Origin of the sequence: Thermostichus vulcanus str. 'Rupite', assembly GCF_022848905.1 — a bacterium.
Lineage (GTDB): Bacteria > Cyanobacteriota > Cyanobacteriia > Thermostichales > Thermostichaceae > Thermostichus > Thermostichus vulcanus_A.
Genome location: NZ_JAFIRA010000013.1, coordinates 45,597 through 67,466, shown reverse-complemented (window position 1 = coordinate 67,466; position 21,870 = coordinate 45,597). Strand labels below are relative to the sequence as shown.

Here is a 21,870-nt window from a genome sequence, read left to right as displayed (position 1 = left end):
TCAACACGAGAATCGGACTGAAGAAGATTCCCATTCACCTTTCAGTACCCACTCACTATCCCCTCTTCAAACGACAACAGCCCCCACTTTGGCCATCAGATCATCCAACTCGCTGTAGTCCGGCGGGGTGGTATCAATCGCTTGACCCTGCCGCAGCACCACGCGGTCATGCTGAGGGCGAGACAGCAACTCGTCAAAGCCACGCCCCTTGAACAGTACCAAATCTGCCGTCAAACCCACCCCAATCTGGCCGCGATCCGCCAAACCCATGATGCGGGCCGGGGTTGCTGTAATCGCCTGGGGCCAATCTCCATAGGGGGTATCCAGGTGCAGAATGCGGGTTGCCTCCCGGAACACCTCCAAGCCATCGTGATCCCCAAAGCCATAGAAGGGATCCCGGCAGTTGTCACTGGCCACCATCACCGGTACCCCGAGGGCTTTCAGTTCGTGTAGCAGGGTAACGCCGCGCCAACGGGGGGTACGGCTGGGGTTGCGATCTTGCAAGTAGAGATTGCACATGGGCAGGCTGACCACCGCAATTCCGGCTTCCTGCACCATTTCCAGGGTTTTGCTGGCCACCTCCGGCGGTTGCACCGCCAAACTACAGCAATGACCACACACCACTGGGTTGGGAAACTTGCTGCGTAAAGCGGCTGCCGCCACATGCCGCAGGGTGATTGCCCCCGGATCATCGGTTTCGTCGGTGTGAAAGTCCAGATCCAAGCCGCGCTCCTTGGCCAAGGCAAACACCCGATCCAATTGTCGGTCTAGGTCTGGCCCCATTGCGGTGACGCCGCCGAGGATCCCGCCCACGTCTGCCACTTTATCCGCCAGCTTTTCCCCCTCCGGAGTGAGGAAAAACTCTAGGGGTAAGAGGGTAACCGCTTGGATCTCGAGCTTGCCTGCCCATTCCTGTTTGAGTTGGGCAAACACATCCAGGTTGGCAATGGTTTGGGGGCTGGTACAGGAAATGTGGGTACGCACCGCCTGGGATCCATGGGCATAGCTACAGCGCAGGCCGAAGTTGAAGCGGCGATAGACATCCTCCCGGAATTGCTCCGGATCCCCGGCATAGATCTGATCCATCTTCGCCCAATCCTCTTGGGCAGCCTGGGCAGCACTGGCAAAAGTGCCATCGGGGTTGCGGGTGCGGGTCCACACGTGCCCCTTATCGAGATGGGTGTGGATATCCAGAAAGCAGGGCCACACTTGACCTCGTTTGAGATCCACGCTCGGGATCCCTTCTGGAGCAGGGCTGTTGGCCGGTTGGATCTGAGTGATCACCCCAGCACGAATCTCCAAATCCAACAAAACTAGGTTGTCTGGATTGGGGGTAGCCCCCGGTACCGGATCTTTGAGTACCGAGAGGGGAACCTGGGCATTGAGCAACCGATAGTGGTCAACGCTGGGGATCTGCATGGCGGGCAGCAAAAAAGTGACTCCTGATCTTAGGAGGATCCCGACCTGTCAGGATGGAGCAAATGCTACGGCACAGAAAAATCGGAGTCTAAAAAACAATGTTTACCCAGCGGGATCCCGACTTGACTAAGCCCTGAAAAAATAGCGGTCACCACCCAGCACTAGGCAAATTGGCCCACCACCTGCATGGCAAAGCTGAGCAAAATAAAGGCTAACCACGGGGAAAAGTCCAAGCCACCAATGGGGGGAATAATGCCCCGAAACAGGTTCAGATAGGGATCCGTCAGTTGGCTCAGCACCGATAGAATCGGGTTCGACCAGTTCAGTTGCGGGAACCAGCTCAACAAAATGCGAACAATGAGCAGCACATTGTAGATGACGATGAACTGGTAAATCGAGCGAAACAGCAACGACCCGGCAGTGGCGTAGACCAACCCAAAGGAGAGGCTATCCATCGAGGTCAGAGGGGACAAAAAAAGGTGGCTGAGCATCATGGTTGGAAAAAGCGGAGGGACAACAAACACAGTCAGTGGGTAGAAGCAAGCATCGGGTCAGGCTTGGGAAACGGATACACCCAACCCATACCGCTTCTAGTTTGGCATGGACAGGGAAAAAACTAGGCAGGGATCCCTTCCGGCTTATTCTCCCCGCTTCTCCTGAGAGGCTGAAGGCACATCCTTGACAAGGAGCTGGGCGCGGGTGGCTTGAATAGCCTCATTCAATTCAGCGATCTTGGCTTCTAGGGTGCGTCGGGCCTGAGCAATGCGCTCTGCTTCAGTCTCCCAAGCATTCCAGTCGTTCGGGATAGCCGAGGTTGAAGAAGCACCGATGCGCGGTCGTCCCGTGGTCATGGGGATGGTCGAGCTGCCATTTAGTCGTTCGGGATCCCGTCGTTGCCCTTCCGCGGATCCCTTGCCAATTTTGGGGGCAAGCACAAACCCGATCACCCCGCCCAGGATCCCGCCCAATACGGCTCCCGTCACCACCCCTGCAATAAAATCACCCTGTTGATCTGCCACGCTTTCGTCCAGGTAAATAACTGAGGTTTGTCTTCTTCCGTTCTACCTTTGTTGCCCCATTCCCGCCAGCAGATCCGGCCAAGGTTGTAGAGGGCGCCAGCGGCTCAGTTGTTCCAGATGAGCTTGCACCTGTTCTCCCAGTTCAGCAAAGGTGTCTTGCAAATCGGTTGCAAAGGGGTTGGGTAGGGATGCCATCGTCGCTTGCCAGAGGCGGGTTGGGGAAATATCAGAGCTGAGCAAATGCCAAAGCCTTTGCAACTCCTCAACATGAATGCGGTCATCTTCCGTGAGGGAAAGCACCAACTGCCGACGCAAATTGCGGGCTTCCTCGGACATCAGATAGCGCAGCCCCATTTGAGCCGTGGGGACCAAATCCAGTTGTCCATCACTACGGGCAATTTGGATCAGGTTTTCCAGGCGATTCCAGCGGAACTTACCGTCTTTGATCAGCACCTGTAATAGCCGTTCCCGAATGCGCGGCGATTCGTCCGTCAACAGCCGTTTCGCCACATACGGATAGGCCACTCCGACAATACGAAACTGTGGATAGAGGCTGAGGGCTACTCCTTCTTGGGTTACCAAAGAGCGGATCACCAAGGCAAAATGCGGCGGCACCTGGAATGGATAGCGGTACATCAAATCCGAGAATTGATCGGTGGCAGTTTTGAAGTTAAAGTTGCCCACCTCCTGAGTCAGCACATCCGCCAACACCGTTTCCAAAGCCGGGATCAGCTCCTGGCGATTGACATTGGGTTGCAAAAAATCCAAATGAATAAAATCGTCAATTAGAGCATTGTAGTCTCGATCCACCAGATGCACCAGCGCATCCACCAGGTATTCCTTCATCTCCTGGGTGAGCTGATCCATCATGCCGAAATCGATGTAGGCCATACGGCCATCGACGAGGGCAAAGAGGTTGCCCGGATGGGGATCCGCGTGGAAAAACCCATACTCCAGTAGCTGCTTTAGAGCAGAAACTACCCCAATGCGCACCAGCTGCTTGACCTCCAGACCAGCCGCTTGGATGCGTTCCACATCCGTTAGCTTGATGCCATCAATCCACTCCAACGTCAGTACCCGTCGGGTGCTGTAGGCCCAGAAAATCCGCGGCACATACACATCCGGATCCCCACGGAAGTAGGCAGCAAAGCGTTCGCAGTTGCGCCCTTCGTTCAGATAATCAATCTCTTCGTAGAGCTTGCGGCCAAACTCATCCACCACCGCCGTTAAAGTATTACCCAGGTTCAGGGGTAGCCAAGGGGCCAACCATGTGGAAGCCCAGCGAATCAGGTACAGATCCAAACTGAGACACTCTCGCAAATGGGGCCGTTGCACCTTGACCGCCACCCACTCGCCACTGTGCAGTTGCGCCTTGTAAACTTGGCCCAAACTGGCGGCAGCCACCGGTTCGGGAGAAATTTGAGCATACAGCTCGGCGATCGGACGGCCCAACTCCGACTCAATACGGGCGTAGGCTTGTGAGGAGGGAAATCCAGGCAACTGATCCTGCAATTGGGTCAGTTCTTCTAGGAAGTCTTTGCGCACCAAATCCGGTCGGGTGGAGAGGGCCTGCCCCACCTTGATGAAGGTTGGCCCCAATTGGGTGAGCAGCTTACGTAACTGTACCGAGCGCTGACCGATATTGCGATCCGTATGTCCCCAGAGCTGATCCCAACGTAGGCAGAGCACAAACCAAAAGAGGGGCCAAAAGATAGCCAGAAAACGCCGGATCACCTGCGGCAGTCGCCAGCGGTAATAGCGGGAGATGAATTGCGGATCGTAGGTTTCTAAGGAGGCGATGGACTGGGGCTGGGCAGGCACGCTTGATTCAGCTCACAACACTAAATGTTACTTTATCTATCGTAATCTCACGTTGAGACGGGCGGGATCCGCCCAATCCTCCTTAAATCACGGTGTTGTCGGGGATAACGGAGTCTTTGATGATCGTGACAATGCCATTGCTAATCCAGATCCCTTCTTCTTCTCGTTCTGCTTCTGTGATGTGGTCTTTGTTGAGAATGCGCACATTGCGTCCGATGCGAGCATTTTTATCCACAATCGCGTTGGCAACGTGAGAATTGGCCCCAATGCCCACCGGTGGGATCCCTTCATTTAGCTTAGCCTGTCGCTCTTCTGCCGACTCGTAGTAGTCTGCCCCCATTACCAGGGTGTTTTCGATAATTGTATTGGCTTCCAAACGGCTGCGAATACCAATGATCGAGTTACGAATTTGAGCATTCTTGATGATGCAGCCATCAGCAATCATTGAATTCACAATGTGGGAGTCGAGGATTTTGTTGGGGGGTAAAAAGCGCGGGCGGGTGTAGATGGGCATCTCGCTGTTGAAGAAGCTGAAGGGAGGATTGGGCTGCTTCACCAAAGAAAGATTGGCCTGGTAAAAGGCTTCGATGGTACCGATATCTTCCCAATAATCGTTGAAGAGGTAGGCTTGCACATGGTACTTGTCGATGGCGGCAGGTAACACCTCCTTGCCAAAATCGGTGTGTTCCTTCACCTTCAACATTTCGATCAAGGCTTCTCGCTTGAACACATAAATGCCCATCGAGGCGATGTAGGGCTTGGCTTGGGCTTCTGCGGGGCTAAGTCCAAGGGCTTGGGTATCCACCTGGCAGGCTTTTAGCAATTCACCTTTCGGCTTTTCTTTGAAATCAACAACGCGCCCGTTCTCGCCGATCTTCAGTAAGCCAAAACTGGAGGCGACATTCTCGCCACAGGGTAATACCGCCAGCGTCACATCTGCTCCGGTTCGCCGATGGTGCTCAATGAAGGGGCGGTAGTCCATGCAGTAGAGGTGGTCGCCGGAGAGGATTAGATACTCCTGCGGTTTCCAAGAGTCCATTAACCAGAGATATTGCCGTACGGCGTCGGCTGTGCCCTGGAACCAATCGGGGTTGTCCGGGGTTTGTTGAGCTGCCAATACATCCACAAAGCCGCCGCTAAAGGGAGAAAACCGGTAGGTGTTGACAATGTGGCGGTTCAAAGAAGCGGAGTTGAACTGCGTCAGGACGTAGATCTTTTCAATGTGAGAATTAATACAGTTGCTGACTGGAATGTCGATCAGGCGATACTTACCTGCTAAGGGTACAGCGGGTTTGGCACGGCGTTTGGTGAGGGGGTAAAGACGGGTGCCACGCCCGCCTCCCAAGATGATTGCCAATACCTCGCGCATGGTTTTCCTCCAGCTTATGGCCAGGCTACAACCACTAGCATAGACCGCTGTGGGGACACCTGAACGGCCTTCCTGAATGGATCCCGAGAGAGAGGAATGGGGGAAGATCCTGAAGAAGAACAGACGGCGCAGGGAGAATTCATGGCAAAGATCTTGGCGTTTACCAACAACAAGGGGGGCACCGGCAAGTCCACCCTCTGCGTGCATGCGGCACAATTGATAGCGCAACGGGGGGAACGGGTCTTGCTGATCGATCTCACCTCACAAGCTACCGCCAGCAGTCTGTATTTGGAGGAGACTGGATCCCTGCCGGAACAAGAAACCGTTTGGGCTTGCCTGCACCCCCACCACCAACGGCCTCTGCCAGAGGTCATCTACACCAGTGATAAGGGGGTGGATGTTATTCCTGCCCACAGCAACATGGCTGAGGTGGCAGCCCATCTAGCTGCTGCCGGATCCTCAGCTCAGCACCTCCTGCAGCAACAACTCCGCTCCTTGCAAGCGGACTACGACTTTGTTTTTCTGGATACGCCGGGGGAGCTGAATGCTCTCACCGCCAATGCCCTGCAGGTGGCCCAGCGGGTGGTGATCCCGACACGGCTCAACCGAGCGGATTTTTCTTGTACAGAGGTGACGTTGCGCTACATCAATGCCCTCAAAGGCCAGCTCACCCAGGCCCGTACCGTGCTGACCATGTTGGATGATCGCTATCTGCCAGGGGGCATTTGGTCGGGATCCCATACGGGCCAATTGTATGTGCAAGCGCAACAGATTTTCGCGGATGTGCTTTCACCCGTTACTATTCCAGATAGCAGCGATTTGCGCACAGCTTTTGACTATGGCCTGACGGTGATGGAATATCGGCCTGGGGCAGCGGTGTGTCAGCGGTTGCTGCAATTTGTTGAGCATGAGGTGCTCTTGTGACTGGATCTGACCGTAGCCTGTTTTCTTCTGCGGGAGGCTCTTCCCGCCGCTCCAGTGGCTCTCGGCGCAAGGCAAGCGCTAAATCCGAGTCAGAACCCAATTCAGAATCTACCCAGAACCCGGAACCGGCCATGTCCTCAGCGGAAGTGGAAGCGTTGAAAAGCCAACTGGCAGAAAGCCAACAGCAACTGCAGGATTACCAAGCCAAAATCTCCAGTCTGCAAACCCAGTTGCAACAGGTGAGTGCCCATCGGGATGAGCTACAAAAAGCCCTGGTGCAATTACAAGCTGTAGCGGACGAACGGGCCAAAACCATCCAAGAGTTGCGCAGCAACCAAGGGCAAGCCCCAACTCAGCCAAAACCTCAGCCGCAACCTTCCCCCCTAGCCCACACGCAAAAGAAGATCATGAACCGGCCCATCTTTGACAATGTATCGGCCACCGATGAGAAGATGCCTCCCTACTTATTGGACTAATTTGGTGGATTAACTTCGATTAACCAGTCCTCCTGTTGTGTATTGCTTTACGATTCCCACCCTTATTTCTCATGAGCCAATCCCAATCGACTGTCCCTATTCGTGATGCCATTCCTCCCCACGGGGGTACCCTGATCAATCGCATTGCCCTAGCTGAGCAGGTGGAGGAGCTGCGCTCAAAGGCCAATCATTGCCCTACTGTTTACCTGAGTGAGCGAGCCCAATCGGATTTGGAGATGATCGCCATTGGTGGCTTTAGCCCCCTGACAGGGTTTATGGGCCAGGCGGATTATCAGGCGGTGGTGGAAACTATGCATCTGGCCAATGGTTTGGCTTGGTCGCTCCCGGTCACCCTACCCGTGACCCCGGAAGAAGCTGCTGGTTTGAAAGAGGGGCAAATGCTGGCTCTGGCCTCTGCCACCGGAAAAGTTCTGGGGTTGATGGAGCTGACGGAAAAATTCACCTACGACAAAACCCACGAAGCCCAGCAGGTTTACCGCACTACGGACGACAACCATCCAGGGGTGAAGGTGCTCTACGAGCAGGGATCCGTCTACTTGGCCGGCCCAGTCACCCTTTTACAACGGGATCCCCATCCCCTCTTCCCAACCTACCAGATCGATCCGGCCCAGTCTCGACAGCAATTCCGTGACAAAGGCTGGAAAACCATTGTAGGTTTCCAAACCCGCAACCCGATCCACCGTGCCCACGAGTACATCCAAAAGTGTGCTTTGGAAATTGTGGATGGGTTGTTTCTCCACCCGCTGGTGGGGGCCACCAAGAGCGATGACATTCCCGCTGATGTGCGGATGCGTTGCTATGAGGTGTTAATCGAGCACTATTACCCCCAGGATCGGGTGATTTTGGCGATTAATCCTTCGGCCATGCGCTATGCTGGCCCGCGCGAGGCGATCTTCCACGCTCTGATCCGCAAGAACTACGGCTGCACCCATTTCATTGTTGGACGGGATCACGCGGGGGTAGGGGATTACTACGGCACCTACGATGCCCAGTCCATTTTTGATCAGTTTGAGCCGGGGGAACTAGGAATTATCCCCCTGAAGTTTGAACATGCCTTCTACTGCACCGTCACGGGTACGATGGCTACGGCCAAGACCAGCCCCAGCCAACCCCACCAGCGCATCCACCTCTCGGGCACCAAAGTGCGGGAAATGTTGCGGCGCGGCGAAGTGCCCCCACCGGAGTTTTCTCGACCGGAAGTGGCCCAACTGCTGGCAGAAGCGATGCGAGAGCGTGGATAAGGGCTATTCGGGATCCCTGTTGCTGTGAGAAGACCTGAGTTGTGCCAGAAAAGAGGGCCTGGAACAGTCCAGACCCCACTGGGACGATTCGGATGATCGCCCTCTGGTTTTAGGCGGGTTCCGCCAGATCAATGGCTGGGTTGCGGTCGAAGAAGCCCCAGGGCATGAGTTTGAAGCCTGTTCTGTGCACTGGCATGACTGGCCAGTCCTCTGGACGGGGCACATGGGAAACTCCCAAGGAGTACCAGACGACGAGATCTTCCCCTTCTAGAGGTTGGTCATCGCTAATCCATTCGGGTAACCCTTCGCCCGGTTTGCTGTGGTTCGGGTAGAGACCCGCCGCATACAGTTCACCGGGTTTGTAGTGGGTGGCCCAGAAGTGGTGGGTGGCAAATCCGGCTCGATCCCGCACGTTGGCTCCCTCCACGGGTAAGAACACAGCATTTGGACCAGGCATAAGAGCATAGGCTGTGTGGGCACCGATGGCATTCTCCTTCGAGGTGGAGACAATGACCCACTTGCGGCTGCTGGCCATGTTCATATCCCGTACTGCTTCTTTTTCGGTCATCAGGTGGGTATCTTCCATGATGAAGGCGTTGCCGGCTGGGTTGTCGGGGCCTTTGGGTAGGGGCTTGAGGTTCATCTCCATGATGCCGTTGTCGGTGCCATCCACATCCATATCCAGCCGGAAACTGAAGTAGTGCTGGTGGTTGGTACCGCCCACATGGGGAGCCATCAAGGGAGCGAAGGGATCCGCATCGGCGGCGGTGACTGCATCGGTTCCTTTGGCCAAGACGATCCCGGTCAAGTCTGCCTGCACCTCAAAGGTGCCATCCTGGTGAAACACCCAGCTAATGCCGTAGTCGTAGTTGCCGATGGCGGCGGTCATGGTCATCACCAGCTCGCGGCTGCGGCGGACATCGTTGCGCTCGCTGTTGTAGTCGTAGTGCTTCCAGAGCATGCCGTTGTCCCGTTCGTAGAGGCCGATGACCCCCGGCATCACATAAGATTCCCCATCGTTATCGGCGAAGACGGCATCCAACAGCAGACCGTTTTCCGGCACTTCCTTGCCCAATTCCATCGTGTTGGCAAGTAAACCAAAGTTGTATTCCCCGACATCGAAGGCGTTGCGGAAATACCAGGTTTCTTCCGGATCCCCGTAGGGCACCACCATTTCCGAGAGGCTGACCCGGTAGAACACAGGCCGTTCTTCGTCGCCCTCTTGGTAGCGCACCGTGTAGAGCACCAATCCCTCACGCGGGTGCATCAGGTAGCGAAACTTCCAGCCTTGCCAGGTAATCTCGTTGCCGTTGATGTCGTAGCTGGCTCCGTTGGGGTGGGTGAGTTTCAGGGGTTTGGGGGCGGGGCGAACCGTGCCCAGAGAAGCTAGGTCGTAATCAAAGCTCTCTTTGGAGAACGCGACGATGGTGTCATCGTCGATTAGCCTTGAGACTTTGCCGCTGTTCAGGTTGACGGTGGCCAGCACCCCTTCAATGGGTGCGCCATAGTAGTTCCAGTTGTCACCCTTGTAGTAGGAAATGCCGCGACAGAAGCGATCCCCAGAGGCTTCTTCTTCCTCGGTCAAGTTGCCGGGAGCCCAGCAATCGACAGCCACCCGGTCAAAATCGGTGATCCCCCGTTTGCGCATCGCTTCCTGCCAGCCGGGATCCGCCTTCACCACCTCGGCAGCCAAGCCAAACTCGCTGGCCACCATGGCCGGCTGCACATCCGGCACTTCCGTCCAGCTGAGTAGCTTGTCCTCCATCAAATCCACAACCGCTTCGTAGGTGCGGTTGGCCTTCGGTTCATAGACGATGGCAAAAGCTTCGCGACGGAAGGGATCCCCAGGCTGAAAGCTGAGTACCTCGGTTTTGTCCGGCTCCTGCAAATCAATGATCACGAAGATGGCATCTTCCGCCAAACGTTCTGCTGCGCGGATCACACTGGCGGTGGTTTCAATTTCTTCAGCGGTGAGGGGATCCAGCGGATGAGAGATCTTTGGGGATCCCAGTGAAGAGGTGATGGTGAGCACAACAAGGCCCAATCCAAAGGCCAGGGTGATGCTCAGTGCTTTTAACCAACGGGGCCACTGCCCAATCCACAACATGGGTAAACTCCCTTCTGAGTGTGCTAAGTGGGGTGAGGAGTCGTGCCTAAACTGACTCACCTAAGGTGTCCCATTTAATCACGCCCATTCCTGCGCAAGTGCATCTAACGCTACGTAGTGCTCCAGGGGCATGTCACTCTAAATAAGCGCTTAACTCCTGTTCTAAGCTGGGCAGTTGCACCTCCCCCCGTTCCAATTCCTGCAAATCTTGCAGTTGGTTGCGCAGGCGGGCAATCCGTTCCTGTAAACATTCCTTAATCCCTTTCGCCCCCAAGTTGACACAGCTACGGCAGGCTTCCCCGTAGATTTGGCCACGATCGTTGTAGACCACCGCCAATAAGACTTGATGCCCCTGTTTCTGGACAGGGTTGGCCCACCCGCCACAAATAATGCAAGGCACTCGGCCATTGCCGCCGTAAATGCTGCGCTCCCAGACGATCCTCACGCTCAGCCTCAATCGGTGCTCGTCGCTCACCAGCATACGAACGGAAGCCAAGCCATTGCCACCCCACACCATGCCCCTGTGGGATCCCGCTAGAATCAAGGGCAATATCCAAACGTTTTCCAAGCCCCCTATTTTTATGTATTCCCGTACCTCCCAAGGGGGCGTCAGCCCCAGCCCACAACCAACCCGCCCGTTGGTCAACGTCTTGGAAGAGATGGTGATGCAGGAGGTGACTCGTCAGTTGGGTCGCTTGCCCGACAGCCAAAAAGACAAAATTGATGCTGTGGATGTGGCCGGTTATGTGCTGAACCGTATGCAGCCCATGTATGCCACCAATCGCAATGGTTGGAGTTTTCAGCGGGAAAAAGCTTTGGTGCGGGCCAGCCAAGATATCGCTAGGTTGGTGACCCAAGGCATTGAAGCGGTGAAACGTTCCCCCAACCGGCAACGTTCTCCCCTCCCCCAAACCCTAAAGTCAGAAGCGGTGCTGAACCAGATCCGGGAGCTGTTGAGCCGCCCTGATCTGGATTGGAGCAATGTCATGTCTGCTTTGATTGAGCTGAAGGCGGCTGCGGATCGGGCCAATGCTCTTTCAGCAGGGATCCCCCAAACCCGACCTCAGCCAACCGATCCACCTCGGGATGCTTGGGGTTACCGCTGACGCAAACACCATACTGCTCCGGGTACACCCGTTTCTCCCTCGCGCCGCAGGGTAAAGTCCTGATGGTATACGGGATCCAGTCCCACCCGTTCCGCCTGCTGCCGTATATAGGATTCGGAGTGGACAAAGCGACCGCTTGTGGATCCCAGTGCGTAGCCGGAGAGGGATCCCTGCTCAACCGTAAAGGCCAGAAGCCCACCGGAGGTTAACACTCGGCCACAGGCTGGGAACACCTGAGCCAAATCTCCCCAATAAATGAACACATCTGCCGCCAAGATCAGGTCGTAACGTTCCGGTGTCCGCTGCAGCAGCTCCAGCAAATCCCCTTGCACCAACTGGTCGTAAAGGCCCTTTTGACGGGCCATTTCCACCATGCGACCGGACAAATCCACTCCCCACAACCGCTGCACGTAGGGGCGCACTAGGGATCCCACCAAGCCTGTGCCGCAGCCCAAATCCAGGGCCTGTTCAAACCGAGGGGCAGATCCTTGGGCTTCTGCCACCGCTAGGATCCCGTTCCACAGAGCCTGGGGTCCCTGGTAGTTCAGCTTTTGTAGCAAATGCTGCTCAAATCTTGGGGCATATTCATCGAACAGGCGGGTTACCCAAGCGGCGGGAGTTTTATCCGGTAAGGGCAATTCTCCCAAAATCGCCAGCATGTAACGGGCATCGCTGTGATCCGGCTGTAGAGAGAGGGCCTGCTGAAACCAACCCTTTGCCTGCGATCCTTGCCCCTGTTTCCACAAACACATCCCAATCTGATACGGAATATCCGGCTCCTGCTGGGATCCCTGCCAAGCTAGGGTATAGTGCTCCAGGGCCACCTCGAACTCCCCTTGCGCCTGGAGCAGATCCGCCAACCCCACCCGCGCCAGTAGCAAATCGGGATCCCGCGCCAGCGCCTGTTCAAATAACGACTGGGCCTGTTTCTTCTCCCCCATCTGGCGCAACAGTCTCCCCAACAGGGCGTGGTACTCGGCAATCAAGCTAGCCGGAGCGGTAGGTGGACAGGTCAAGATAGCCTGCTGGTAGTGCAACATGGCGGCGGGAAAGTGCCCGCATCCCTGTTCAATTTGACCCAACAGGGCATATGCCTGTGCAACTGCCATTTCTTCAGCAGTTCCAGAAAGGGATCCCTGCTGCGAAAGCACCTGTTGGCAGAGTTGCCGACATCGAATCACCTGGCCTTGCCGCAGTTGGGCCTCTGCTTGGCGAACCCATTCTGATAGGGGTGGCTGTTTCTTAGCCCCTGATCCAAATCCCTTGCGTTTTGCCATCCATTCCGTTGCGAGCCCTAACCCAGCTTACGAGCATAGAGAGTGGATTGGCACTTGGCTGAGCGATGGTTGGGCTAGACAGTATCTCAGACAGCATTAGGGTCTCGTGCTTAGCCTCAAAAGGCTGACCCAATCTTCATTTGAGCGAATCAGCTCTGAGGGGCTGAAGGGTTGGAAGGCAACAGGTGGGGGGGCGAGGCTCTAACCTGCGCCAGCGCTTTCAGGGTTGGCTCAAAGGGATGAGCCGCGACTACACCGAAATGAAGTGGCGCGAACTGGGTGGAAAGGTGATTGATATCGTTGCCGCCTACACCTCGAAGCTGGCCTACGATGGTTCTGGGATTGTCACGCGCGATTCAAAGAACTACGCGCTAGCAAAATTTGCTTCTGGCAAACGCTATAATCGCGACCTCAACGGAAACCAAAATATCGTTGCCAGGGGTGTTTTAAAGCTCACTTGCCGAAAGGACAGTGAGGGCCGTTTCAGCAAAAGCTCTGGACGGTCGCCTAGAAGCTGGGCTTGTCTATGTGATCTCTGGACTCTGGATAGTTCGAGATTGGCATAGGACACTCCCACCTCGGCTACGCCAGGTGGGAGAGCTTCATACCCGCACCCAACAGCGGCAGCAAACCCTGACCCTGACGCTGCATCCCACCCTCACTCAGCTTCGGACGGACTGCAACTATTTGGGGCGGATTTTGGCGGAACTGCTGAACAACGCCTGTAAGTATTCCCCTCCTGGTGCTCAAATCCAACTGGAGGTGATCTACCCCTCTGCCTCCTCTCCGCTGGCAGTAGCGGGGGGGGATCCCACTGGACAAATCGGGTTTGCCGTTACCAATACCGGGGTTGAAATCCCACCCGACCAACAGGAGCGCATTTTCGAGAAGTTTTATCGTATCCCTTCCGGGGATCCCTGGCGACAGGGGGGGACAGGTTTGGGATTGGCACTGATTCAACAAATGGTGGTACAACTCCACGGAACGATTCGAGTCAGCAGTGGCAATAACCAAACCTGCTTCTATGTTCAGCTTCCTGTGGAGGGTAGCCCCCAATCCCAAACCCATGCCACGCCCATGCCACAATAGAAAGCCCTTCTTTGAGCCGTCCATGGTTGTTTCTCCCCTTTCGGATGCTCCCTCTCAGGTCAAACCGGGAGACCTCCTCTCGCTGCAGATCACCGGGCTTACCCCCCAAGGGGATGGCATTGGCCATACCGCTGGCCCTGGAGTAGGACAGGTGGTCTTCGTACCCCAAGGGATCCCTGGGGATCAGGTAGAAGTGCGGGTGATCGAAACCAGGCGCAACTACCTGATTGGGCGGATTCAATCGATACAGGTTCCCTCCCCCGAGCGGGTACGACCGGCTTGCATCGTGGCGGACAAATGTGGTGGCTGTCAGTGGCAGCACGTGAGCTATGCCATGCAGTTGGCCACCAAACAGCAGATTTTGGCCGATGCCCTCCAACGGATTGGGGGGATCCCTTTGCCGGAGCCGGTGCCCATCTTGGGATCCCCGCAACCGCTTCGCTACCGCAACAAAGTCACCTACCCCATCGCCCAACCGGAAGGGCAACCGTTGCGCATGGGCTACTACCAAACCGGTAGTCACCGCCTGGTCAATCTCAACCAATGCCCCGTCCAAGATGAACGGCTGGATGTGTTCCTCAGGGAAATTAAGCGGGATCTGCAAGAAACTGGCTGGAGTGTTTATGAGGAAACTCGGCATCAAGGGCACCTGCGTCATCTGGGTTTGCGCATCGGTCGCCGTACCCGCGAGGTGCTGCTGACCTTGGTGAGTCGCAGTCGCCGGCTCCCTCAGCTAGAAACTTGGGCCCAGCGCTGGCTGGATCGCTATCCCGACCTGGTGGGGGTCTGCCTCAATCTCAACCCGGCTCGTACCAACACCATTTTTGGCCCGCAAACCGAAGTGATTGCCGGCCGCGGTGCCCTACGGGAGGAGTTTGCTGGCCTTTCCCTTTGGATTGACAGCACTTCTTTTTTTCAGGTGAATACCGAGCAAGCGGAAGCCTTCTTTACCTGGATTGCCGATCAACTGCAACTACAAGGGCATGAAACCCTCCTCGATGCCTACTGCGGCATTGGCACCTTCACCTTGCTGTTGGCGCAACGGGCCAAACGGGTTGTGGGGGTGGAATCTCTGCCAGAAGCTGTGCTCCAGGCTCGTTACAATGCCCAGTTCAATGGCATCACCTCGGTGCAATTTTTCCAGGGCACCGTCGAACAGGTGCTGCCCACTTTGCCACCTGCCGATATCGTGGTGCTGGATCCCCCGCGCCGCGGCTGCGATCGCCAGGTGCTGGAGACCCTGTTGCTTCGACAACCCCAAAGGCTTGTTTACATCAGTTGTCATCCAGCGACGCTGGCTCGAGACCTCCAGGTTCTCCTTGCAGAAGGATCCTATCGACTGACCCAATGGCGAGCAGCCGACTTCTTTCCTCAAACAGGGCATGTGGAGGGAGTTGCCTTTTTGGAGCGGGGTTGAAGCAACCCACGCATACTTGAGACTGGCTCTCTTAGGTTGCCCTACTGAACCCCTAGCAGGACAAAAGCAACATCAACAGCCAATGGAGCTTGCGCCGTGTCTTCCAGTCGTGGCTTGCCTGGGGATAGGTGAATGTCCGATAACGGTGCTGCCCCTTGAACCGGGGCTTGCCCGAACCATCACCCTTGGTGAACCGCTCAAATCAAAGGCCAAGTTGACCCGCTTCACCATCTCCTGAGAGACTGGGCAATGACTGCTTCTGGCTGCAGTAGGTAGTTGGGCTGCTCCCGTAGCTCGGCAATACTCGCCACCAGTGGGCAAGCATTGACCGGGCAGCGGTTCGTCTCCCACCAATCGTGCTCCGCACGACCCGGAGGGTCATCAAAGCAATCGGCCAGCATCCAGTTGTACTGATGGCGCAACATGTTGCGCCAGGGGCTCATTTGACATCACTTGACATCGCTGTTTGTGGGTTGGCTGGAGTCGGTAGTCGCTTGCTTCCCGTAAGCATCCCTGACTCTCATCCTGACACTCCCCTATGCAGGCAGGCTGCGCCAACGGGAGAGCACGGGGCTTCCCGCCGACTAGCGACTAAGGAGTGGGTTAATCGTTCATGGCCCGGTAGGTGGCCACCGAAGAGGGCGATACCCGATTCAAATAGCGGAAGATCCAATACTTAAACACCGTATCCAGAAAAACCGGGAAAGTCGCAATAAAGCCATAGACCAAATCTCGGTTCTCCGGTACCCCCAAGTGAGCGGCTAAATTACTGAGGAGTACCTCCCATCCATGGGGTGAGTGATAACCTACAAATATATCTGTAAAGAGAATGATAATAAAAGCCTTGGCACTATCGCTCAGACCATAGATGAGGCGATCCAAAAAGGATTTAAGTACCTCGATTTCTTCTCGCCCAATGAAGATCAGCCAACCGAATACAACCAGAGACAATAGATCGGCAAAAACATTTTTGATCCCTTCTGAGTTCTTACGGCCATACTTTTGCAGCAGTTCTTCTGCTTTGGCTGAGAGCTGATCTTCTGCCTCCAAATCCAGTTCTGGGGACTGGTGGCGCAAGGCTCGCTCAAACTCAATTTTCTCCTTAAAAAACTCGAACTCTGACAGGGCTTTTTCCTGAAATTCCTGGCTGAGGGTGATAGCAGTAGGGTTCTGGTATTGCAGGTGATCTATCAACGGCCCAAACAGAAAATTTTTCGAGAGAATTTGGGTGAGCAGAGGCAAGATCGCCAACAACAATAGAAACCGCACCGATACCAACGTACGATTGCGGGAGTTGCGGTAATCACGGATCAATTCTTCTTCTGCTTGGGAACTCAGCTCACGCCGGATCTGGCTAGCAGTGCGCAGAATGGAGCGGGGTAGGATCCCCATTTTGGAGGCAACAGGAGCATTGCCATTGTTGGGGCTTGTCTTGTCCCCTTTGTCGGAGGGAGTGGGCTGGGTCGGGGCCAGTTGTTGGGGCTGATCGGGAGACTCTAACGGGGCAGCGATGGATTTGGGTTTGCCAGGGGGACGTTTGTAGCGAGAGAGCACCTGGTCGATAAACTGCAATTTCTCCAAAATAGAGGGATCCCGGCTTTGGCGACCGTTTTCAGGGCTCTTGTCGTTGCTTACAGGGTCGCTAGGATGGGGTTCTTTATCCTGATCTTGGGCACCTTGGCCAGAGGAAGCAATGGGGCCGCTGCCGTTGCGACTGGGATCCGGCAGACGAGAAAAGGTGCTACTGGCTCGAAATTCCGCCAGACGCAGCTCTATTTGGCTGAGTTGTTGACGCAGTTGAATTTGAAAGTAGCGACTGACATTTTGGCCATGTTCTCCATCACTCCTGATAGATTGTCCGTGGAAGTGTTGATCTTCGATGGCTTTGATGCGAAGGGCGGCCTCATAAGCTTGCTCAAGAGAGCGCAGGGGTGTATTCGAGATCCATTGACCTAACCTGCTAAAGACGGACTCTCCCATTGCACATTCCTGTGGCGCTTCCCCTACGGGCCGATCCACCCACCTGTCTTGATTATTGTAACGACTTCTTTGGGTCTGAGCAGGGATCCCTATTCCCTGTCCAAAAGCATCCAGAAGCGACTGAGTTCAAGCCTATCCTGGCTTGTTGGGTTGAGACGGGGCATCTTTGGGTCTAGAGCTAGTTAGGTTAGGTAAGGACCAGATGAAGCTCACACCACCTGCTGAGGCGAGGTGGTGGTGTCGGTGCTGACCTGTAACTCTCTGATTCGCCCACAGGTCACACAAACCAGCCCAGCTTCTAGGCGAGTATCGGGAACTTTTGCCCAAATACCCCTCACTCTCCTTTCGGCAAGTGAGCTTAAGAATCCCTCTGGCAGCAATGTTGTAAGCGCCATTCAAGTCTGCCGAATATCGCTTACCAGAGGCGAATTTAGCCAAAGCATAGTTCCTGCCGTCGCGCTCCACAACTCCAGAGCCGTCATACGCCAACTTTGAGGTACAGGCAGCAATCACATCGATGGTTTTACCCCCAGCCTCTTGCCATTTCATCTCGCTATAGTCCCGAATCATGCTTTTGAGCCAACCCTGAAAGCGCTGCCGCAAAGGGGAGCGTTTCCGCCCTCCCGTTGCCTTCCAGCCTTTTAGGTTCTCAAATACGATTGCCTCAGCGTTAAATGCTTTGGCAATCTGCACAATTCGCCTCGAGACGATGTGTGCAATCTGTTGGTTGATATGGCGGCATTTTCGATAGGTGTTAGAGCAGAATCCCTTCTGTAGTTTTCCGCCTTTCCCCATGGTGCTCCGCACCTTGCGTAGCAAGATGGTGCTCCGCACCTTGCGTAGCAAGATCGTCTTGCTTGCTCTGACGGATACCGATTTCAGCTGTTTGTCTCTGCGGTCTATGTCTCTTCCAGGGTGAATCAACTCACGGTGGATTACAGTACCGCAAAAAGTTACAACCGAAACCGTCGCTGTAGTGTTGATGCCCAGGTCAACAGCAACCACGTTTTGGTCGGATTGCCGCTTTTCGGGGTGACACTCAAAGGGGACAGAGAGATGACACGAATGCTGATTGCAAATCAGCGACGGCGATAACAGTTTGTTGGTATCGACCCTATGCCGCTCTCCTAGCCCCGCAATCTGAACGGTTGTCCAAATCCAATCCGTACCTGTAAAAACCTTGATTTCTACTTGGTCATAGCCATGCAGTTTGTAGCACTGTCCTTTGTACAGGGTTGGATAGCAGCCTGTATTCGCATTCAGGGTGGGAGGGTTAGCCTCTCGTCTTTTGCGAGTGCCTGATTGCCATTGCTGATAACGGGCGACAAAGCTGCTCACTTGCCCAAATGCAAAGGCAATTGCACCTCTGCGGTAGTAGCTTGGAAATTTGTGAAACACCCTATCAAACGAAGCGTATTTCACATTCGGGTTTTGAGCAGTTTGGTGAATCAACCTTTCCACAGCAGGGATGATCTGCTGATTCGACAATCCTCCTAGCTCTGCCCAATGGGTGTAAATCACGCCCACCAAATGCCTGCACAAACGACGATAAACCTTTACCGTTTCAGCAAACAGCATTTGCTGTTGCGCTGTTGGGTTAAGGCTCCACTTATCGGTACGGATGATAGGCTTTCGGTTTATCATGGAACAATTATCATAGTGACAGCCATGCTAAAGGGCTTCAGGGCTTTCTTCTACTGTATTTACAGGATTCATCTCCACATAGTGTTTGTTACAAAATATCGACATTCGTGTATCACTGAGCAAATGGAAGTAAGGATGGCAGGACTGTTTAAGCGAATCTGTGAGGCTCAGAACTGCTTACTGCTGGAATGCAAGGCTGACCTGGGAGAAAAAGACCATATTCACCTATTGGTTGATATGGTCTCTGATGTGGCTGTTTCTAGGCTGGTCAACACATTAAAAACGATTAGCAGTAGGGAGATTCGCAAAGAGTTTGCGGAACACTTGCGCCCGTTTTACTGGGAGCCAGTTTTTGGGAAGCGTGGGTACAGCTGCTGATGGAGCCAGTTTGGACGTGCTCAAGCAATACATTGAGGAGCAGGGATATGACGCTCGCGCAGCGGTGCGGAGCACCGTTAACCGAAAGACTGTTGGCAGTCTCCGCTTTCGCTGCGCCTGCCTTGCCTTGACCTTATCCTGCTAGAGCGAGGATGGGGAGTGCGGCAAAGTTCGTTCAAATGCTTTTATCGGAGACCAAGATGAAACCTCAAATTTTGGGATTGGTAACTCTGCTGTTGTTGAGCGGGATCCCTGCCGCCCATGCCGACGACTTTCGGTGTACCGGAGCTGTGGGAGCTTCCACAGTAGACAACCTGATCGTGCCGGATGGCAAACAGGGGGGATCCGCATCCATCCTGTCCGTCACCATCGATGGGGATCTGCAATTTGAGGAGAATCGTGGTGCCCTCAATGCCACAGCCAACGATGTGGAAGGGAATCTACAGGCTTGGAAAAATCGCGGCGGCCTCACCCTCACCAACAATCTGATCCGCGAAAATCTGCAGTGCAAGGAAAACAATCCAGCTCCCACCGGTGGCGGCAATCAAGCTGGAGACAAAGAAGACCAATGTGCTAGCCTCTAGGCCCAGTGCGTGCAACCGGGGGTTCTCACGTGTTCTCAGAACTCCCGGCCACGATACACCCGCTGCAGCTCTGGGGTGACCTGATAGCGATCCGCGTCCGCCAAATTCAACTTCAGACGCAGGTTGTTGAGGAGCTTCCAGTAGGGCGGTACAAAGGCTTTTCCGACGGTGTTCATCGAGGTCGGCTCACCGGAATAAGCCACTGTCTCGATGCGGCAGCCCCGGTAGTAAACCGGACGAGAGCCAAGGCGAACCGAACGGGGATCCTGGACATGGCTGGGATCCACCGTCAAACCCCGAAACTGGACGGCACCTGGGCGAGACGCTTCTCGGTAGCGGAGGTAATGGGCCCAAACTTGGGCGACCCACTGCGGTAATGCCTCAGGCTGCACGTGATAGCGCTCGGGCAACAACCGATCATTCAAAAAACCAATCAACCCAGACCAAGCTCGCCAGAGAAAAGATCCGACAACGCGAGCAGCAGGAGACGATGAGATTTTCATGGTGGAAGCCCAAAAACTCTGAACGGTCAGAAATTGCTGCTGATTATACCAATCCCTCTTGAGTAGAACGCTCATCCTGAACATTTTCCCCCAGAATATCTTTCCAACTTGGGAGCAGCAGCCAAGCTTGCGCCCAAGCGCGTTGAGCCCACGAAAATCCATCGACTAGAATATCCCCAAGGCTTCGACTGTGAATCGGCTCTTGGGTTGAGCAAACGAGCGGCTATTAGAGTCTGCAGGCAAGCTGGCAAAATTACTGTATCCAAGGGGATGGACGGATATGACCTGGCGCGGCGAAATTACTCCCATCAATCGGCTGTGGGGATCCCTTCCCTACCTGTTGCCTTTGGTATCGGCTTTGCCGTTTGGCTTTGTGCGTTCCGGTTTGTTTAACTCGGTACCGGCCTTGATCCCGATTTTTGCCCCTTTATTTCGGCTGATACCCTTTGCTACTGGCTGGCTGGGGATGGGGATCTTCTTGGCGTTGCTGTTCCTGGTCGTCCGGAATACCCGCGTGGCTCATTTCGTCCGCTTTAACACCATCCAAGCCCTGTTGCTGAATATCGTCTTGTTCCTGGTGCAGTTGCTGATGCAGGTGCTGGGGATGCTGTTTGGCAGCTTCGGCCTTGGGGCGGTCATGGGGGTTTTGGCGACCACAGCCCTGTTGGGGGTGATTGCTGTTACCGTTTACGCCTGGGTGCAAAACATTCGCAGCCACTATGCTGAGGTGCCTGTTCTTTCGGATGCGGCTTACGCCTGGATTCGCTACTGATGGGGGATCCGGCAGCTAACTTTGGCGGGAGGCTCTTGGCGTGCAGCCCGATCCACCCTACGATCCTGGTTCACCCCTCACCCACCTGGATGAATCTGGGCAAGTGCGCATGGTGGATGTCGCAGAAAAGCCCGTGACCCCTCGTCTGGCTACGGCTCAGGGTCAGGTGCGCATGGCTGAAGCCACGCTACAGGCTATTTTGGCCGGTCAGGGATCCAAGGGGAATGTGGTGGAAACGGCTCGACTGGCCGGGATCATGGCTGCCAAACGCACTGCTGACTTAATCCCCTTGTGTCATCCTCTGCCGCTTAGCAGTGTCCGTGTGGATCTGGATTCGGATCCCCATTTGCCGGGGTTTCTCATCACGGCCACCGTCAAAACCAGCGCCCAAACCGGGGTGGAGATGGAGGCTCTAACGGCGGTTTCTGTGGCTGCCCTTACCCTCTACGACATGACCAAGGCCCTGGAAAAGACGATGGTGATCGAGAATATTCGACTGCTGCGCAAATACGGTGGCAAGTCGGGCCCCTTTGAGGCAGAAACAAGTCCACCGGCAAGCGCTGGATCTCAGGATTGAGCTTAGGATTTGAGAGAGTAATCGGATTGTTCAGCACAGTGTGACAGAAGGTGTGACAGACTTCCAACAGCTCAAGGGCAAGCTCTGCGCTGAAACTTAAGATTTGAGAGGGTTTTGCAAGCAGGGATCCCATGCTTTGGGGTGAT

The 21,870-nt window shown here is 55.0% G+C and carries 21 protein-coding genes and 2 pseudogenes; 11 read left to right on the top strand and 12 right to left on the bottom strand.

Translation table 11 applies throughout. The annotated features are described in order from the left end of the window. Nucleotides 1-66 precede the first annotated feature (66 nt). The 5 genes from JX360_RS07035 to JX360_RS07015 form a co-directional block, all read right to left on the bottom strand. The gene (locus tag JX360_RS07035) at nt 67-1,419 is read right to left on the bottom strand and encodes a cytosine deaminase (RefSeq protein WP_425244370.1); all 1,353 of its coding nucleotides are present in this window, start codon (nt 1,417-1,419) and stop codon (nt 67-69) included. 161 nt (nt 1,420-1,580) lie between these two features. After that, complete coding sequence (locus JX360_RS07030) at nt 1,581-1,913, bottom strand: YggT family protein (RefSeq protein ID WP_244349936.1); 333 nt, start codon at nt 1,911-1,913, stop codon at nt 1,581-1,583. 144 nt (nt 1,914-2,057) lie between these two features. Further along, the gene (locus tag JX360_RS07025) at nt 2,058-2,438 is read right to left on the bottom strand and encodes a ssl2009 family thylakoid membrane protein (RefSeq protein WP_244349935.1); all 381 of its coding nucleotides are present in this window, start codon (nt 2,436-2,438) and stop codon (nt 2,058-2,060) included. Between the two features lie 42 nt (nt 2,439-2,480). After that, the gene (locus JX360_RS07020; protein WP_244349934.1) at nt 2,481-4,259 is read right to left on the bottom strand and encodes an ABC1 kinase family protein; all 1,779 of its coding nucleotides are present in this window, start codon (nt 4,257-4,259) and stop codon (nt 2,481-2,483) included. An 82-nt stretch (nt 4,260-4,341) separates the two neighbouring features. Continuing rightward, nucleotides 4,342-5,628: a glucose-1-phosphate adenylyltransferase gene (locus JX360_RS07015; RefSeq protein WP_244349933.1), complete on the bottom strand. Its 1,287-nt coding sequence runs from the start codon at nt 5,626-5,628 to the stop codon at nt 4,342-4,344. A gap of 141 nt (nt 5,629-5,769) precedes the next feature. On the opposite strand from JX360_RS07015, the gene JX360_RS07010 reads away from it, so the two are divergent. From JX360_RS07010 to sat, 3 genes are all read left to right on the top strand, one after another. After that, entirely contained in the window at nt 5,770-6,552 is a 783-nt protein-coding gene (locus tag JX360_RS07010) for a ParA family protein (RefSeq protein WP_244349932.1), read from the top strand. Then, nucleotides 6,549-7,028 (top strand): hypothetical protein, encoded by a 480-nt coding sequence (locus JX360_RS07005; RefSeq protein ID WP_244349931.1) that lies wholly within the window; start codon nt 6,549-6,551, stop codon nt 7,026-7,028. The genes JX360_RS07010 and JX360_RS07005 overlap by 4 nt, the downstream gene beginning before the upstream one ends. A gap of 71 nt (nt 7,029-7,099) precedes the next feature. Further along, on the top strand, nt 7,100-8,290 hold the full coding sequence (gene sat, locus JX360_RS07000) for a sulfate adenylyltransferase (RefSeq protein ID WP_244349930.1): 1,191 nt from the start codon (nt 7,100-7,102) through the stop codon (nt 8,288-8,290). A 109-nt stretch (nt 8,291-8,399) separates the two neighbouring features. Here the strand turns inward: sat and JX360_RS06995 are convergent, their stop codons facing one another. Beyond that, nucleotides 8,400-10,397: a primary-amine oxidase gene (locus tag JX360_RS06995; RefSeq protein ID WP_244349929.1), complete on the bottom strand. Its 1,998-nt coding sequence runs from the start codon at nt 10,395-10,397 to the stop codon at nt 8,400-8,402. A gap of 133 nt (nt 10,398-10,530) precedes the next feature. Beyond that, nucleotides 10,531-10,947, bottom strand: coding sequence for a hypothetical protein (locus tag JX360_RS06990; protein ID WP_244349928.1), 417 nt, complete (start codon nt 10,945-10,947; stop codon nt 10,531-10,533). Nucleotides 10,948-10,978: 31 nt separating this feature from the next. Here JX360_RS06990 and JX360_RS06985 point away from each other — a divergent pair, with 31 nt between their 5' ends. Then, on the top strand, nt 10,979-11,503 hold the full coding sequence (locus JX360_RS06985) for a late competence development ComFB family protein (RefSeq protein WP_244349927.1): 525 nt from the start codon (nt 10,979-10,981) through the stop codon (nt 11,501-11,503). On the opposite strand, the gene JX360_RS06980 is transcribed toward JX360_RS06985, so the two are convergent. Beyond that, entirely contained in the window at nt 11,494-12,780 is a 1,287-nt protein-coding gene (locus JX360_RS06980) for a tetratricopeptide repeat protein (protein ID WP_244349926.1), read from the bottom strand. The two genes, JX360_RS06985 and JX360_RS06980, sit on opposite strands and share 10 nt — an antisense overlap. A 154-nt stretch (nt 12,781-12,934) precedes the next feature. On the opposite strand from JX360_RS06980, the pseudogene JX360_RS06975 reads away from it, so the two are divergent. From JX360_RS06975 to rlmD, 3 genes and pseudogenes are all read left to right on the top strand, one after another. Beyond that, nucleotides 12,935-13,346, top strand: a pseudogene (locus JX360_RS06975) (IS200/IS605 family accessory protein TnpB-related protein); the annotation flags it as partial. Between the two features lie 25 nt (nt 13,347-13,371). After that, nucleotides 13,372-13,869, top strand: a complete 498-nt coding sequence (locus tag JX360_RS06970) for a sensor histidine kinase (RefSeq protein WP_244349924.1) — start codon at nt 13,372-13,374, stop codon at nt 13,867-13,869. Between the two features lie 22 nt (nt 13,870-13,891). Continuing rightward, nucleotides 13,892-15,286, top strand: coding sequence for a 23S rRNA (uracil(1939)-C(5))-methyltransferase RlmD (rlmD, locus tag JX360_RS06965; protein ID WP_244349923.1), 1,395 nt, complete (start codon nt 13,892-13,894; stop codon nt 15,284-15,286). A gap of 224 nt (nt 15,287-15,510) precedes the next feature. Here rlmD and JX360_RS06960 read toward each other — a convergent pair whose 3' ends face one another. From JX360_RS06960 to JX360_RS06950, 3 genes are all read right to left on the bottom strand, one after another. Beyond that, complete coding sequence (locus tag JX360_RS06960; protein ID WP_244349922.1) at nt 15,511-15,729, bottom strand: hypothetical protein; 219 nt, start codon at nt 15,727-15,729, stop codon at nt 15,511-15,513. Nucleotides 15,730-15,889: 160 nt separating this feature from the next. Continuing rightward, nucleotides 15,890-17,266, bottom strand: a complete 1,377-nt coding sequence (gene pxcA / locus JX360_RS06955) for a proton extrusion protein PcxA (RefSeq protein ID WP_244349921.1) — start codon at nt 17,264-17,266, stop codon at nt 15,890-15,892. 132 nt (nt 17,267-17,398) lie between these two features. Continuing rightward, on the bottom strand, nt 17,399-18,910 hold the full coding sequence (locus tag JX360_RS06950) for a hypothetical protein (protein WP_244349920.1): 1,512 nt from the start codon (nt 18,908-18,910) through the stop codon (nt 17,399-17,401). A gap of 24 nt (nt 18,911-18,934) precedes the next feature. Between JX360_RS06950 and tnpA the strand changes: the two are divergent. Both tnpA and JX360_RS06945 read left to right on the top strand, forming a co-directional pair. Next, nucleotides 18,935-19,340: pseudogene (gene tnpA, locus JX360_RS17860) on the top strand (IS200/IS605 family transposase); the annotation flags it as partial. A gap of 148 nt (nt 19,341-19,488) precedes the next feature. Beyond that, nucleotides 19,489-19,872 carry a hypothetical protein gene (locus JX360_RS06945; protein WP_244349919.1) on the top strand — a complete coding sequence of 128 codons (384 nt, stop codon included), beginning with the start codon at nt 19,489-19,491 and terminating at the stop codon, nt 19,870-19,872. 35 nt (nt 19,873-19,907) lie between these two features. On the opposite strand, the gene JX360_RS06940 is transcribed toward JX360_RS06945, so the two are convergent. After that, the gene (locus JX360_RS06940; RefSeq protein WP_244349918.1) at nt 19,908-20,375 is read right to left on the bottom strand and encodes a hypothetical protein; all 468 of its coding nucleotides are present in this window, start codon (nt 20,373-20,375) and stop codon (nt 19,908-19,910) included. Between the two features lie 280 nt (nt 20,376-20,655). Between JX360_RS06940 and JX360_RS06935 the strand changes: the two genes are divergently transcribed. Continuing rightward, on the top strand, nt 20,656-21,147 hold the full coding sequence (locus JX360_RS06935) for a Tic20 family protein (RefSeq protein WP_244349917.1): 492 nt from the start codon (nt 20,656-20,658) through the stop codon (nt 21,145-21,147). A 40-nt stretch (nt 21,148-21,187) separates the two neighbouring features. After that, nucleotides 21,188-21,724 carry a cyclic pyranopterin monophosphate synthase MoaC gene (moaC, locus tag JX360_RS06930; protein ID WP_341830537.1) on the top strand — a complete coding sequence of 179 codons (537 nt, stop codon included), beginning with the start codon at nt 21,188-21,190 and terminating at the stop codon, nt 21,722-21,724. The last annotated feature ends 146 nt before the right edge of the window (nt 21,725-21,870 follow it).